We start from the raw sequence: 15,779 nt of genomic DNA, 5'->3' as shown, positions 1-15,779 counted from the left end.
GTATACTTCCTCTTCCTCTTTATAACAAATACTTATATCCAATAATATTATATGCTTTTTGAGCATATAGTGATATAATAAGAAAAAAGGAGGATTTCTTGATATGGAACTAAGAGTTTTACAATATTTTTTAGCTATCGCTAGAGAAGAAACAATTTCCGGTGCTGCTCAACAATTGCATATCACTCAACCAACCCTATCTAGACAAATGAAAGAGCTGGAAGACGAACTGGGAAAGCAATTATTTATCAGAAGCAATAAAAAAATCACATTGACAGAAGAAGGGATTATTTTACGTCAGAGAGCTGAAGAAATCATCAATCTAGTTGATAAAACAGAGTTAGAAATTATGTCTGCTGATTCATCATTAAAAGGAGATATTTATATAGGTGCTGGTGAATCACACACATTAAAAATCATTACAAAATCAATGAAAAAGATACACGCAAAATATCCTGAGATTCAATTTCATATTCATAGTGGAAATGCTCCAGATGTTATAGAAAAATTAGATAATGGCTTAATTGATTTTGCTTTGTTAACATCCAATCCCAAAATTAATGATTACCATCATTTATTACTACCATTGACTCATCAATGGGGTGTCTTGATGTTGAAGGATGATCCACTTGCTCAAAAAGAAGCCATTACTTTTCAAGATATTCAAGATAAGCCTCTGATTGTTTCTAAAGAACTTCAACAAATTTCTGATTTGGTAGAATGGTTACATAATGATATTGAGCATTTGAATATTATTTCTTCTTATACATTACTTTATAATGCTTCTTTAATGGTTGAAGATGGGCTTGGATATGCTATTTGTTTTGATAAACTGATCAATACGACAGGAGACTCTTTACTATGTTTTAGACCACTTTCTCCTCATATTGAAGTTCCTTATTATTTTATTTGGAAAAAATATCAAGTCTTGACAAGAACTTCTCAATACTTTTTAGATGTTGTCAGCGAGACAATTCAAGAATTCATTGAATCATAAAATTCCCATTGGGAATTTTTTATACTTTAAAGGCATAGTTATTTATCAAATATAAGTATTTGATATTTTAAACGTATGAAACTAGAATATAAGTAAGGAGGGAAGAAGATGTGGAATTAATATCATTGGAAGATATGAAAAAGTGCTTAGAGGATATTGGATGTCATCAAGATCAGATTCGTGATTTTATGCAATACATTGAAAATAAAGAAACTCAAAAAATGTATCAATTCTTAAGAAAACAAAGATGTTATCTTTTGCAAAACTTACATCAGGAACAAAAAAGAATTGATTATATTGATTATCTGATTTATATATTAAAAAAAGAGGATCATCAAACATGAACAAAGCATTCAAAATCATTCTTGTCTCTTTTATGCTTTTATGTGGTTGTCAAAAACAGGAAAGCTATCAGTCAAGTTATAAACAAACCAATCAAACCCAAAAGGAGGATGATCTTATGGAACAGAGAACTTTAAAAATAAATAATCAATCGTTTAGCATTGATTTAGAAGACAATGAAACAGTTCAAAAATTTATAGAACTGCTTCCTCTCACAATGGATATGCAGGAATTAAATGGCAATGAAAAGTATTATTATATGGAAACAAGCTTGCCAACAAACAGTGAGAATGTTGGCTATATAGAAGCTGGAGATATCATGTTGTTTGGCGATAATTGTCTTGTTCTCTTTTATAAAAGTTTTTCAACATCTTATTCTTATACGCGTATTGGTCGTATGGAAAATGTTGAGAACTTAGAAACATATGTCGGTCAACAAAATATAACAGTGACTATTGAATAACATTAGATAAATAGAATAAAAATGAGGAGGTTTAATCATATATGAAAATTAATCACACTATTGAAAATCAAACTTTTGATGAAGAAAGAGCATTATATAACATTAAAAACACAGAAGTAAAAAACTGTGTCTTTGCAGGTCCTGCTGATGGTGAATCAGTATTAAAGGAAACCCGAAATATTAAAGTTGATCATTGTCAGTTTTCTTTACGTTATCCTTTATGGCATGCGCAAGGATATGAAATGACGCATTGTTCTTTAGATGAATTAACAAGAGCTCCTATTTGGTATTCACATCATGGTCTTATTGATTCATGTTCTATTCATGGTATTAAAATCTTAAGAGAATGTTCTGATACTATCGTTTCCAATTGTCAAATTGATTCACCAGAATTTGGATGGTTCTGTAATGATATCACAATCAAAGATTCTCAAATCAATTCTGAATACATGATACTCCACAGCAACAATGTCAAAATTGAAAATCTGAAATTTACAGGTAAGTATTCTTTCCAGTATATGCATCATCTTGATATCAGCAACTCTTATCTTGATACAAAAGATGCTTTCTGGCATAGTGAAAATGTCATTGTCAGAGATTCTGTTGTCAAAGGTGAATATTTAGGATGGTTTTCAAAAAACTTAACATTTATTAACTGTCAAATCATTGGAACACAGCCACTTTGTTATTGTGAAAATTTAAAACTGATTGACTGTGAAATGATTGATTGTGATTTGGCATTTGAATACTCTGATGTAGAAGCATCTATCAAAGGACATGTCGATTCTATTAAAAATGTTAAATCAGGAACTGTGACTGTTGATAGCGTTGGAGAAATTATTAATGAAGATGCTGTCATGGAAACAAATGGACAAGTTGTCATCAGACAGGTACCATCTGAACATCAGGAAAGATGTTCTTGCTGTTGTTAAAAAGTGTGGATTTCTCCACACTTTTTATTTCCATAAAATATCAAAATATAATTGATTTTGTTTTTCCCAAGTGGCTTCATTATGTTGGCCACCTTCCTCAATATGAATATAGCTCTGTCCTCCGCGACGAACAATTTCATCATTAAAGATTTGAATGTTCTTCAAAAAATATTGTGGATTTGAAGTCTCTTTTGAGCCAAAACTCCAATAAACACGAGTATCTTGATTGAAATCTTGGTTCTTCATTTCTTGCAATAACTGATTAGTGCATAAAGAAATTGCAGGTGAAAGACAAGCAGCTTTAGAAAAGTACTGATTATAGTGAATGACTGTATAAAAGGCCATTAAGCCACCCATGGAGCTTCCCCCAATACCAGTACATTCTCTAAAAGGAATGGTACGATATTTTTGGTCAATCATTGGTTTTAAATCATTGATAACCCAATCCATATATATACGCCCTTTGCCTTGAATAGGACCAAAGAAACCATTTTCAACATCATAAGGACAATATTCATTCAATCTTTCATGCCCTTCATGATTACATTCCATACCTACAATGATAAATGGTTTATCATAATGATTTAAAAAATCAGATAATCCCCATGATTTTCCATATGTTGCATCCTGATCATTAAAAAGATTATGCCCATCATACATATACATCACAGGATATCTTTCTTGTGTTTGATAGTAATCATCTGGCAAATAAACATGCATTGTTCGCCAAAGATGAAATGGTTCTATATAAACATCAAATTTTTCTATCATGATTAACATCTCCTTCCATCATCTAAACTTATTTTAAATCGATATAGTTCCTATGTCCAATGCTTTATATCTATACTTAAAAAGCATAGTTATTCATTGAATATAGGTATTTGATATATACTTGTTATTCTCATATAATAAATGTAGTTAAAGGAGGAATAAAAATGCTAGGAAATTTTGAATTTTGTAATCCAACAAAACTGTATTTTGGAGATGAATCATTAAAATATTTAAATACTGAATTACCAAAATATGGTTCTCGTATTTTACTCATTTATGGTGGTGGTTCTATTAAGAAAAATGGAATTTATGATGAAGTCATCACTATTTTAAAAGACAATAACAAAGAAGTTTTTGAAGTTTCAGGAGTTATGCCTAATCCAACTATTGATAAACTTTATGAAGGTGTACAAATAGCCAGAGACAATCAAATTGATTTTATTTTAGCTGTTGGTGGAGGTTCTGTTTGTGACTATGCCAAAGCTGTTTCTGTATCTATCCATTGTGATGAAGATCCTTGGGATAAATATTATTTAAGAATGGAAGAACCAACATGTCAAATCGTTCCTGTCGGTTGTGTTTTAACTATGGTTGGTACTGGTTCAGAAATGAATGGTGGTGCTGTTATTACAAATCCAAAACAGAAATTAAAAATTGGTCATGTTTTCGGTGACAATGTGATGCCTAAATTTTCTATTTTGAATCCAAAATATACTTTAACTTTACCAAATTATCAGATGATTGCTGGTTTCTATGATATTATGAATCATATCTGTGAACAGTATTTCTCTGGTGATGATGATAATACAAGTGATTATATCAGTGAAGGTCTAATGAAATCATTGATTCATTCTAGTCGTATTGCGATTAAAGATCCTCAAAACTATGAAGCAAGAAGCAACATCATGTGGATTGCCACTTGGGCATTAAATACATTAGTTGCGAAAGGGAAATCTACTGACTGGATGGTGCATATGTTAGGTCAAGCTGTTGGAGCTTATACAGACGCCACTCATGGTATGACATTAGCTGCCGTTTCATTACCATACTATCGCTATATTATGCCTTATGGATTAGATAAATTTGTCAGATTTGCGACAAATGTATGGAATGTCAATCCAGAAGGAAAATCAAAAGAAGACATTGCGAAAGCTGGACTTGATGCAATGGAAGAATGGATGAAAGAATTAGGGCTTGTCATGAATATCACTGATTTAGGTGTTACTGAAGATATGTTAGAAGGTCTTGCAAGATCAACAATTGTTCTTGAAGGTGGTTATAAAGTTCTTAATCATGATGAAATCATTCAAATCTTTAAAGAAAGTATGTAAAAACATGAGAAAAATCTCATGTTTTTTCTTTTATAAAATATAGTTTTTATAAAATATAGTTTTCTAAAAATACTGCAATACCATCTTCATTATTGGATGTTGTTATATATTGCGCAATGTCTTTAATTTTTGGATTTGCATTTGCCATGGCCACTCCAATATAATCTCTTATCATTTCATAATCATTGAGTTCATCACCAAATGTTAAAATGCAATCTGTAGATAAGTTTAATTCTTGGCACATTTTTTCAATACCTTTTGATTTAGAAAGTTCAGGATTTAAAAATTCAAATAATATCGGTGTTGATTGCACTCCTCGATAATGTGGATGCTTAATGTGATGATAATGTTGACTGATCTTTTGAATTTCTTCTTTATCAGCCATGAAAATCATCTTTTCTATTTGTTTATGATAATACGGTGTTAAGCCATCTACAACCAATGGTAATTGATTCTTATTGGCAATCTCAATCGCAAAATGATCTTCTTTTAAAACATGGAAGGACTCCTGATCATAGATGCCTGCATTAAAATCAAATTCTTGAAATGCTTCTAGTATAACAGGAATAAACTTTCCATCCAACAAATAACAAGATGACATCTTTTGTGTTCTCATATCTAAATAACATCCACCATTAAATCCCATAATCACATCCACATAAGGTTCAATTTCCCACTTTTTAATGAGATGTTTGACTGCAAATGGTGTTCTTCCTGTCGCAATTCCAAATAAAATCTGTTTGTCTTTAAGTTTTTTGATAGCTTCAATTGTTTTGTGTGTCACCATTCCCTGGTCATTCAATAATGTTCCATCTATATCCACAAGTACCAATTCAATAGCTTTCATACCATTTTCCTCCTTATTGATGTTTTTGCCATTGGCATTCTATCATTTCCATATGAGAGAATACAGCATCAAAAGATGAGTTTTCTGGTGAACATGCATAAATACCAAACTCAATTTCATCTGTCCCTTCCCACATATGACAAATACGCATCTGCTTAAAATGAACTCCATCAGTTGAACATTCAATACAGTAATCTGATTCTCTTCGACTCAAACGATACCACATAGAATGAATAGAAGCATCAATGTCTGTTGTGGCCCAATCTGAATAACCATGATTCGTCACAACACTCCCTAGTCTTTGAAATTCTTCATTTTCATATTCAATAGAAGCTTTTAACCAGTTATCACTATTTAAATACATGACAACACCACATTGATCAAATCTTCTTTTACTATTAAATTCAGTTTTTACAATAAATGAAAAATATTTTTCACTTGTTTTCATCTGTAATACAGGAGCATTATCATTTCTAAAACCATAGTATGTTCTTTGCCATAAATCTGTTTCAGGTTCTGTTGTTATGATAATCTTCTGATCTTGAATATCATATTTTTGAGGTTTCCTAGTCCATTCTAATTTGTTAAAATCAAATTCCATTATTTACCATATCCCTTCATTAACTTCATCTAATATATACACTAAATTTATTATATATAGAAAGAGATGACAATGCCACCTCTTTCTATTGATTATTATCTATACGTAATATGTTTCTTCTATTTACAAGAGCTTTTCTAGCTTCAGAAATATTTATTGTACACTCTCCATTTAGTCTTTCTTCTTCAGCTTCTAGGACACTTACACGTAAATCTAGTAACTGTTCTTTTCTTTCAGATACTTCTATATTTATAAAAACAGCATCTACTTTTTCATTAATAGCGTTATCCATCATTTGAACAACTTCTTTTATAGAATATCCTTGATTCCCTTTCATTCTATCTTTTTCAATTTCCAGAAGTTCTTTTTGAAGTTTCAACATCTTTTCTTGATAATTTTTCATGATTATCAGATCTCCTTTTTATTTTTATTAAAAACCAAATACTTTTCTTCTCAATTCCTTATTAGCAATCAGTCCTAAATATCCTCTTAATTTCAATCTTGCGCTATTCCATTTTTTATCTTTAGACATGAGTGTCCAATCATTATTAAGGTATTCTTTATTTTCTGATTCAAATATGACTTCTCCTATTTTATAAAATTTTTCATTATAAATCATATCTTCAAATATTTTCCATAATATCAGATATCTTTGATTATTTATGTTTTCAATACTTTCTTCAAAAAAATCAGAAAATACATAAATTTGGTAATAATTATTTTCAGCATAAACAAGCATGTCCATAATCCATAAAAGTGGATTTTCTATATCTATCGAGTTTTGCATATAATGATCATACATTTCTTTTAATTGCAAAAACCAATCTTTAAGATGAGAAGGTATTGATTTAAACTGACTTTCTTTCCAAAAATAAATCATATTTTCTGGATAAATATCAAAAAAATCTGATAATTCTCTAGCAGAAACAGAACACATCATATCTTTCATTCCAGAAATAATAACACTATCATAATGATCTAATAACTGATATATTTCAAAAAAATCAATGCCATAAACTTCTGATATAGACAAAAGTGCTAAATGAGGAGAATTCATCCATATTAATGATACTACAAAATTAAACAAGCTTTTCTCTTTTGGATAATCTTCATCATGATGATTTATAAAGTGATTTATCATATGAATCAATCTTTGGATTTGTTGTTTTTCTGTTTCTGTACTATTGTCTTTAAAACTTTGAACTGCTTCTTTATTTTTTTGTGAAAAAAATATTAGTCTATCAACAAACTCCTGATTCTCTTCATCCACATCTTCCCTCATATTATTAATTCCATATTTTAATGCTCGCATTTCTAACCATGGTACAAACGGATCATATTCATAACCAAATCCTCTATATCTTTTCAAATATGTATCATAATCATTTTCATCACTTTTTATTAAATTCCATACTTTAATAAAATCCCAGTTTTTCCAGGCATAGTTTTCATTAAACAATGAATTAATCCAGGCAATACAATCTCTTTCTTCATTTATTAATGGATCGCCATTTTCAAGAATAACAAAATCACCATCACTGTATAAACTTTCTAATACATATGCTGATTCCATGACAAAATTAAAAAAACTCCATCCTACTTTACGTGAATAAACATGACCAGTCTTCCCATTAAAACCAGAGTTTTCCCATAATGAGTCTTCAAAATAATTATAGATAAAATCAATATTTTGATATTTATCATATTTTACTGGATTGATTGTGATGATCTTTTTACCAAATAATGACTGTATTTGTTGTTCCATCATACCTCCTTGACGAAACAATGTTATCAATCTTTCTTTAAATTCTTCTTGCTTTTCTTTTGGTATACCTCGACTTTTATCAACAATATTAATACATGTGCCCATAGGCTATCTCCTTTCATATAGGATATATAAAAGTATAGCATAGAGCAAATTATTTTTATATGCTAAAAGCAATTTTTTATAATAAATATCTTCTCATGATTTCATAAAATCCTATAACAACAAAAAAAGAGTCTTCATATATCTATGAAACTCCTCAAATAGCATACTATCAATCTATTCCATATACATTTTATTGATAAAATAACAGTCATTATTATTGTTACATAAAAGCTACCACCATTTTCCTTTTTTTATTCTTCCAATTATCAGTATTACCATAAAAAAGAGTATTATTAAACCTATACCAATCCATAATGGTGAAAACACCCATATCCATGGCCAGTTAATATAGTTTGTCAGTTTTAAAGTAATGAATACTAATGTCAATGCACTAGAAAATCCCATTCCTGTATTCTCTATAACTTTATTATTTTTTCTTTTCCATACAGTCAGTTTTAATGACCAACCTAACGTCAGTAAAAATAATCCAATCGATATGATAATGATAGATAGTGTCTTATCTAACGACATCAATACTGGAATAAAAAATATAACTATACTTATACTCATTATGATTGAAGAAATAATAAGTAAAATGCTATGCATTTTATTCTCTTCAATAACATTTGTTAATACTTCATCTGTTTTCTCAATAATGTGTTTTTTTTCAATTCTTTCTCCATTGAATAATTCAGTTAGGGTTATATCTAATATCGAACATAATGGAACGAACAATGAAGGATCGGGTAGATTTCTGCCCCTTTCCCAGTTCCCCACAGTTCTATCAGATACACTTAATTTTTCTGCCAATTCTTTTTGGGTTAAACTATTTTCTTTCCTTAATTCAGCAATAAATCTTCCTATTTTTTCTTGATCCATAATACCATTCTCCCTTCATATTTATTATAATGTGATATAAAAATAATGAACAGGAAACATTTCAAGGGTTAGGATATTTTCAGAAAAAAATCATGACATCATAATTTTTCTTGTGTTATCTTTTATATTCTTTTTTTACATGCAAACTTTTCATTCTCATTATCGTCTTTTTAAATATTTTTTTAAAATAACACTTTCATAGATAGCTATGACTATGACTATTCCTGGCATGACTGTCAAAATAAAAAGAAAGAAACAGATTAACTTGTCATGAATCATCAATCCTTCAAAAATGAAAACCATACCATAAATCAACATCAAACGTGATGTTGCATGATTATATGATCGAATATTCGTTATCTGATTTATTTTTGGCGGATTTGAATTGTTATATATAGTCACTGGTTTCTTAGAAAAATAATAATAGATTGATACACAAATCATCATAAAACCAATAGCAATGGCTATACCTCTTTCTACTGACATAAATATTCCTCCTATTTACAGTTCTGTCTTTAATAATATTATGACATTTTCGATCAATAATCACAATCTATATAGGGCATCACATAAAAAATATGATGGTGTATCTCATTATTTTTGTGTCTTAATTTTATTTTTTAGTCTATATACTACTTCATATCATTGTATAAAAAATAAAAAGAGGCTGTAACGAAATAGAGTGATTTTACTCTAGCGATTACATGCCTCTTTTTTTATTATTCACCAATAATATTCATCATATCTTTTTGGAAGACTTCTGTTTTGCTTGCAGCATCATCAACAGTTGCACCTTTGATTGAGAAATAGAATTTACATTTTGGTTCAGTTCCACTAGGTCTAGCAGCAATCCAAGAACCATCTTCTAAATAATATTTCAATACATTTGATTTTGGTAAATCAATAGTTGTTTCATTTCCATTTTCAGTTCTTACACTTGTCTGATAATCTTCAACAGCAACAACTTTAACACCACCAATTTCAGTAGGTGCATCTTTTCTTAAATTATCCATGATTTCTTTAATTCTTGCAGCTCCAGCAGCTCCTGCTTTAGATAAAGCAATTTGACTTTCTTTAAATGCACCATGTTTCGCATATAATTCATTTAATACATCAATTAAATCTTTACCTTGTTTTTTATAATAGTTACCAGCTTCAGCAGCAGTTAAGACAGCTTGTACTGCATCTTTATCTCTAACGAAATCTTTAACAACACATCCATAAGATTCTTCATAACCAAAGACAAATTGTTTTTCTCCAGTTTTTTCATATTTACGAATCTTATCTCCAATGAATTTAAATCCAGTTAATGTTTTTTCTACATCAACACCATAGCTTCTTGCTACTAATTCACCTAAATCAGAAGTAACAATGGTATTATACATAACAGCATTATCAGGTAATGTTCCTTTTTCTTTCATTTGACTTAAAATATATTCAAGATAAACGGCAGCTGATTGGTTACCACTCATCAATACATATTTTCCATCATGTTTAGCAACAACACCTAATCTATCTCCATCAGGATCACAGATAACTACAACATCAGCATCAACTTCTTTAGCTTTAATGATAGCTAATTCATAAGCCATATCCACTTCAGGGTTAGGAGATTTTGTATTTGTATAATCTGGATCAGGAGCACATTGTGCTAATACTGGCACAACATCATATCCTAAACGTCCTAAACAAGTTCTGACAGGGATATTGCTTGTTCCATGTTGTGGTGAGAAAACAATTTTAAATCCACTCTTATCCATACCAGGATTAATTTCAATGCCCATAACAGCTTTATAATAAGCTTCATCAACTTCTTCACCAATCCATGTCATATATGGATAAGCTTCTTCATCACTGCATACATGAATATCTAATTCATCTTCAACTTCATTAACATATTTAACAACTTCATCAGCCCATTCAGGAATCAACTGACATCCTGTATCATCGTAAACTTTATATCCGTTATATTCTTTAGGGTTATGTGATGCAGTAATCATAATTCCACCAGCACATTTTAAATATCTCACAGCAAAAGATAATTCTGGTGTAGGTCTTAAACTTTCAAAAATAAATGATTTAATACCATAAGTTGCTAAAACTTTAGCACTTTCAATCGCAAAACGGTAAGACATATGACGGTTATCATAACCGATAGCTACGCCTCTTTCCTTTCCATTTTCTAATCCCAATACATATTTTGCAAAACCAACATTTGCTTTTCTAATAGTATAGATGTTCATTCTATTTGTTCCAGGTCCCAAAATACCTCTCATACCAGCAGTACCAAATTCAACATTTGTATAGAATGCATCTTCCTTTTCTTTTTCTCCCATGTTTGTTAATTCCATTTTTGTGGCTGCATCCATTGCAGGATGATTCAACCATCTTTCATAATTTGCTTTATAATCCATTATTGTTTCACCTCTATTTCTATTATAACAAATCTTAAAAACCAACGCCATAAAAACCCACTTTGAAATGTAAACATTTTCATTAAAAAATAATAGTTTTCACAAATTTATGTAACCACTATCATTTTTTGTTTTATTTATGTGTTTTTTCACTTTTCATAATAGATATTCAAACATAAAAAATAAAATCAATCATATAAAATGATGATATAATAATGAAAAGAAAGCGAGGTTATAATATGTCAAGAATTTTTATAACTGGTGATACACATGGCTCATATGATATTCAAAAACTTGCAAGAAAGAACTTTCCTGAAGGAAAAACCTTAACCAAAGATGACTATGTGATGATCTGTGGCGATTTTGGCTGTGTCTGGGGTGGTGAGTTAGCTGGATCTGATCGCTGGTGGCAAAACTGGCTCGATGAACAGCCTTGGACAACATTATGGGTTGATGGTAATCATGAAAATCATGATTTATTAAAAACATATCCCATAGAAAACTGGAATGGTGGACGTATTCATAAAATCAATAATAGTATATTTCATTTGATGCGCGGTGAAATCTTTACGCTTAATAATCAAACTTTCTTAGTTTTTGGTGGTGGCTATTCAACTGATCGTGTTTATAGAAAAGAAGGTATTTCATGGTGGAAAGGAGAATTGCCAACACATGAAGAAGTCAACCATGCCCTCACTAATCTCAAGAAATATCATAATCAGGTTGATTATATTTTAAGTCACGATGCCCCTCGTGACATTAAAGAATATTTAGGATTTTATGATAGCTGTGATACGACTGTTTATGGTGATGAATATGAAGATATTCATAGTGTTTTATATTTGCTTAAAAAGACCATACAATTTCAAGACTGGTATCTAGGTCATTACCATATAGATAAAGATATAGGAAGTATGCATATTCTTTATCATCAAATCATTGAAATCACTCATAAATAAAAAGCAAGGATCCCTTGCTTTTTTATCTTATCACATCTACACATTGACCATTGACATATTGGATTAAATCTTGAGGTTTTAAAATCACCTGTAAACCTCTTTTTCCTGCACTGATTGCAACTCTATCTAACAGCAAAATATCTTCCTGAAAATAAGTAGGAAACTTTTTCTTCATGCCAATAGGAGAACACCCACCACGCATATATCCTGTTAATGGTAATAAATCTTTCTGATGAAGCATTTCAACACTTTTATGCCCACTGGCTTTCGCTAGTTTTTTTAAATCAATTTCTTCCATGACTGGTATACAACAAACCAAATATTCATGATGATCATGTAATACAAGTGTTTTATAGATTTCATCTGCTTCTAAATCTACCTGATGAACAATATGTTCACCAGATAAATGATTGTCATCATACTCATATTCACGTGTTTCATAATTGATATGTTGCTGATCCAATAACCTTAATACATTTGTTTTAATCTTTTTCATTTTTACACCATTACTTATATGATTTATAGAATTCAATAAATCGCATCATTGCTTCTTTTAATAAATCTGAATTTGTTGCTGTATTAATACGTACCCATCCCTCATAATTATCAATAAAACGGCTTCCTGTTTCCAATAACACATGTGTTTCATTAGCCAAGTCAATAACAAACTGATCAATATTGGCTATTTTTGGTAAATAAACCCATATTAAATATCCCGTATCAGGTTTCATGATTTTCATATCTGTTGTCTCTAATAATTCCATTGTCATATTAATATTTTGACGAAGATATTCTAATAAATCATAATACCATTGTTTCCCCTCATTATAAACAGTTTCAATCATATAAATACCAATACGTTGTGGACCTATATGAAGTTTTGAGAGATAATCATTAAATTGTTTATTGAAATCTTCATTTTTACAGATTGTAAAAGATGTTGATAATCCTGAAATATTAAATGTTTTATTTGGCGATGATGATACAATAATATGATCATAAATATCAAAAAATTGAATAAGAGAAACAAATTTTTTATCTGATATAAGGATATCGCCATGAATTTCATCAGAGATAATCATGACTTGATATTTTTTACATAATTGAACTAATTGGTTAAGTTCTTCATATGACCAGGCTTTACCTCCAGGATTATGTGGATTACAGAACAACAAGACATCAATTTGATGTAATTTCAACATCTTTTCCAATTCATCATAGTCTATCAAATATTCCTGATTTTTATTTTTTAATGGCATCTTATAAGCATGCCCAATTTGAGCACAATTATAAAATGGTCCATAGACAGGTGTCATAATTAAAATGTTTTGATCTCTTGCGAATAAATCAGTTAATAAATGTAGTGATGTAATTGTTCCAATAGATGGAACAATCCAATCTTTGTTGATATGAATATGATGAATTTCATCATACCATTGAATAATGCTTTCATAAAAACTATCTTGGACATGAAAATAGCCTAAATCTCCCTCACTGACAAATTTCATTAATCTCTTTTGAACATTTTCATCCATCTTAAAATCCATATCCGCAATAAATAATGGATAAAACTGATCTTCAGTTTGAAAATGAGTATGGAATCTCTTATTGATATATGGAGCTTCCCATTTCATAGAACCATTATGTCTTCTTTCTAATATTGATCCAAAATCGTTTTTCATTCTTTTATCTCCCTTCATAATCAATATCTTTCCACAAAAAATACATCGGCCTATATGTTATTATAAGCCGTTTTCATGTGACAAGCAATAAACAGTTGTCACTGGAATCTTTATCATCTTTTTTTGTTTAAAACTTCAAATTGATTTTCTCAAAAGATTATACCACTTTTTTTGAAAACACTGATATTTATCATTACAATCATTTCTATGATAACTATTCTTAAAGAAATCATAAAAAATCTATTTAAATCATCAAATTTATGATGATTATTTGTTATAATGTAAACAAGGATGTGAGAAAATGACAAACAAAGAAAGATTTATTGAAATTTATAAAACAAAAATTCATCGTGATGGAAGTGAAAAATTATTAGAATTTTTATTATCACGTAATTCTGATTTTTTTGAAGCTCCTGCCAGTTCAAGATATCACGGTAATTATGAAGGTGGTCTACTGGAACACAGCCTCAATGTTTATGATTGTCTAAAAGACTATTTATCACGTGAACGTGTTCAAAAAACATACCATTTGAATTATAATGAAGAAACTATTGCTATTGTTGCTTTACTTCATGATTTATGTAAAATTAACTGTTATAAACAAAGTATGAGAAATGTCAAAGAAAATGGACAATGGATTCAAGTGCCTTTTTATGAATTTCAAGATACATTGCCTTATGGTCATGGAGAAAAAAGTGTTTATATGATTAGTGGCTATATGCGTTTAAAAAGAGAAGAAGCCTTTGCGATTCGTTATCATATGGGATTTGCTGGTAATGAAGATGCCAGAAATGTAGGTGCTGCTTTTGAAATGTTTCCACTCGCTTTTGCCTTATCTACTGCCGATATGGAAGCCACTTATTTTATGGAAGGAAAAAATCATTCTTAATCAAAACAAGCTTAGCTTGTTTTTTTATTTTCTTTAGAAAATCTTTATCTTTTTACTGGTTTCCTTTTTCGCTTTTTCGTTCATACTATCAATGTCGATAGGAGTGACCTTTATGATCAATAAAATCAAACAACATAAAAAAGAAATTCAATTTATAATCAAGTGTCTACTTATCATGGGTTTGATATGTTTATGCTTATATCAACCTATGATGAAGATCTTTGAAAATCCTCAGTTACTAAGAAATCAGCTACAAAGTTTTGGTTTATTTGGACAAATCATTTTTGTTGGTATTGTTATTTTACAAGTTATATTTGTTTTTCTTCCAGGTGAAATTGTAGAAATTATGGCTGGATTTATTTATGGTCCATTTGTAGGACTCCTCTTATGTTTAATAGGGAGTGCTATGGGTTCGTTACTGATTTATACTTTTGTTAAAAAATGGGGACAAAATTTTATTCAGCGTTTTATCAGTTTAGATCAGATAAATCAGGTTCATTTTTTACATAACCCAGAAAAAAGAAATATTTTATGTTTTATTGTTTTCTTTATACCTGGTACACCTAAAGATATTCTCACTTATCTCATTCCATTAACAGATATGAAACTTTCAACATTTCTGTTCATTACAACTATCGCAAGAACACCTTCAATTATCACATCTACCATTGGTGGTCATGCATTAGGAATTGAAGATTATCTGTTTTCTATCATTATCTTTGTCGTAACGGGTATTATTTCTTTCATTGGTATTTACATCTATAAAAAAATAAACAAACGAAAATTATCATATCATCTTTAG

The 15,779-nt window shown here is 29.8% G+C and carries 18 protein-coding genes; 8 read left to right on the top strand and 10 right to left on the bottom strand.

The window, feature by feature from the left end; translation table 11 throughout:
* The first annotated feature begins 103 nt into the window (after window positions 1-103).
* The 4 genes from ACESR5_RS02330 to ACESR5_RS02315 all read left to right on the top strand — a co-directional run bounded on the left by ACESR5_RS02330 (window position 104) and on the right by ACESR5_RS02315 (window position 2,734).
* Window positions 104-997, top strand: coding sequence for a LysR family transcriptional regulator (locus tag ACESR5_RS02330; protein WP_373154038.1), 894 nt, complete (start codon window positions 104-106; stop codon window positions 995-997).
* Window positions 998-1,107: 110 nt separating this feature from the next.
* Entirely contained in the window at window positions 1,108-1,341 is a 234-nt protein-coding gene (locus ACESR5_RS02325) for a hypothetical protein (protein ID WP_373154037.1), read from the top strand.
* Entirely contained in the window at window positions 1,338-1,802 is a 465-nt protein-coding gene (locus ACESR5_RS02320; protein ID WP_373154036.1) for a cyclophilin-like fold protein, read from the top strand. The genes ACESR5_RS02325 and ACESR5_RS02320 overlap by 4 nt, the downstream gene beginning before the upstream one ends.
* A 41-nt stretch (window positions 1,803-1,843) precedes the next feature.
* Entirely contained in the window at window positions 1,844-2,734 is an 891-nt protein-coding gene (locus tag ACESR5_RS02315) for a DUF3737 family protein (protein ID WP_373154035.1), read from the top strand.
* Between the two features lie 24 nt (window positions 2,735-2,758).
* Here the strand turns inward: ACESR5_RS02315 and ACESR5_RS02310 are convergent, their stop codons facing one another.
* On the bottom strand, window positions 2,759-3,505 hold the full coding sequence (locus ACESR5_RS02310) for an alpha/beta hydrolase (RefSeq protein ID WP_373154034.1): 747 nt from the start codon (window positions 3,503-3,505) through the stop codon (window positions 2,759-2,761).
* Window positions 3,506-3,669: 164 nt separating this feature from the next.
* Between ACESR5_RS02310 and ACESR5_RS02305 the strand changes: the two genes are divergently transcribed.
* Complete coding sequence (locus ACESR5_RS02305; protein WP_373154033.1) at window positions 3,670-4,836, top strand: iron-containing alcohol dehydrogenase; 1,167 nt, start codon at window positions 3,670-3,672, stop codon at window positions 4,834-4,836.
* Between the two features lie 46 nt (window positions 4,837-4,882).
* On the opposite strand, the gene ACESR5_RS02300 is transcribed toward ACESR5_RS02305, so the two are convergent.
* The 7 genes from ACESR5_RS02300 to ACESR5_RS02270 all read right to left on the bottom strand — a co-directional run bounded on the left by ACESR5_RS02300 (window position 4,883) and on the right by ACESR5_RS02270 (window position 11,447).
* On the bottom strand, window positions 4,883-5,683 hold the full coding sequence (locus tag ACESR5_RS02300; RefSeq protein WP_373154031.1) for a Cof-type HAD-IIB family hydrolase: 801 nt from the start codon (window positions 5,681-5,683) through the stop codon (window positions 4,883-4,885).
* 13 nt (window positions 5,684-5,696) lie between these two features.
* The gene (locus ACESR5_RS02295; protein ID WP_168082488.1) at window positions 5,697-6,284 is read right to left on the bottom strand and encodes a DUF1349 domain-containing protein; all 588 of its coding nucleotides are present in this window, start codon (window positions 6,282-6,284) and stop codon (window positions 5,697-5,699) included.
* 85 nt (window positions 6,285-6,369) lie between these two features.
* Window positions 6,370-6,687, bottom strand: coding sequence for a hypothetical protein (locus ACESR5_RS02290; RefSeq protein ID WP_087305482.1), 318 nt, complete (start codon window positions 6,685-6,687; stop codon window positions 6,370-6,372).
* A 27-nt stretch (window positions 6,688-6,714) separates the two neighbouring features.
* Window positions 6,715-8,154 (bottom strand): hypothetical protein, encoded by a 1,440-nt coding sequence (locus ACESR5_RS02285; RefSeq protein WP_373154030.1) that lies wholly within the window; start codon window positions 8,152-8,154, stop codon window positions 6,715-6,717.
* Between the two features lie 231 nt (window positions 8,155-8,385).
* The gene (locus ACESR5_RS02280; RefSeq protein WP_373154028.1) at window positions 8,386-9,033 is read right to left on the bottom strand and encodes a helix-turn-helix domain-containing protein; all 648 of its coding nucleotides are present in this window, start codon (window positions 9,031-9,033) and stop codon (window positions 8,386-8,388) included.
* 159 nt (window positions 9,034-9,192) lie between these two features.
* Window positions 9,193-9,519: a hypothetical protein gene (locus tag ACESR5_RS02275; protein ID WP_373154026.1), complete on the bottom strand. Its 327-nt coding sequence runs from the start codon at window positions 9,517-9,519 to the stop codon at window positions 9,193-9,195.
* Between the two features lie 233 nt (window positions 9,520-9,752).
* The gene (locus ACESR5_RS02270) at window positions 9,753-11,447 is read right to left on the bottom strand and encodes a phospho-sugar mutase (RefSeq protein WP_087244869.1); all 1,695 of its coding nucleotides are present in this window, start codon (window positions 11,445-11,447) and stop codon (window positions 9,753-9,755) included.
* Between the two features lie 239 nt (window positions 11,448-11,686).
* Between ACESR5_RS02270 and ACESR5_RS02265 the strand changes: the two genes are divergently transcribed.
* On the top strand, window positions 11,687-12,406 hold the full coding sequence (locus tag ACESR5_RS02265) for a metallophosphatase (protein WP_373154024.1): 720 nt from the start codon (window positions 11,687-11,689) through the stop codon (window positions 12,404-12,406).
* Between the two features lie 22 nt (window positions 12,407-12,428).
* Here the strand turns inward: ACESR5_RS02265 and ybaK are convergent, their stop codons facing one another.
* Together ybaK and ACESR5_RS02255 are read right to left on the bottom strand one after the other, a co-directional pair.
* Complete coding sequence (gene ybaK / locus ACESR5_RS02260) at window positions 12,429-12,902, bottom strand: Cys-tRNA(Pro) deacylase (RefSeq protein WP_087244867.1); 474 nt, start codon at window positions 12,900-12,902, stop codon at window positions 12,429-12,431.
* A 10-nt stretch (window positions 12,903-12,912) separates the two neighbouring features.
* The gene (locus ACESR5_RS02255; RefSeq protein WP_158095456.1) at window positions 12,913-14,088 is read right to left on the bottom strand and encodes a MalY/PatB family protein; all 1,176 of its coding nucleotides are present in this window, start codon (window positions 14,086-14,088) and stop codon (window positions 12,913-12,915) included.
* 301 nt (window positions 14,089-14,389) lie between these two features.
* Here ACESR5_RS02255 and ACESR5_RS02250 point away from each other — a divergent pair, with 301 nt between their 5' ends.
* Together ACESR5_RS02250 and ACESR5_RS02245 are read left to right on the top strand one after the other, a co-directional pair.
* Complete coding sequence (locus tag ACESR5_RS02250; RefSeq protein WP_087296889.1) at window positions 14,390-14,977, top strand: HD domain-containing protein; 588 nt, start codon at window positions 14,390-14,392, stop codon at window positions 14,975-14,977.
* A gap of 112 nt (window positions 14,978-15,089) precedes the next feature.
* On the top strand, window positions 15,090-15,779 hold the full coding sequence (locus tag ACESR5_RS02245; RefSeq protein WP_224759495.1) for a TVP38/TMEM64 family protein: 690 nt from the start codon (window positions 15,090-15,092) through the stop codon (window positions 15,777-15,779).

Source organism: Clostridium sp. AUH-JLR23, from assembly GCF_964238065.1.
GTDB lineage: Bacteria > Bacillota_I > Bacilli_A > Erysipelotrichales > Coprobacillaceae > Allocoprobacillus > Allocoprobacillus merdigallinarum.
The sequence above is the reverse complement of the archived record's forward strand: the minus strand, read 5'-3'. Positions and strand labels throughout refer to the sequence as shown.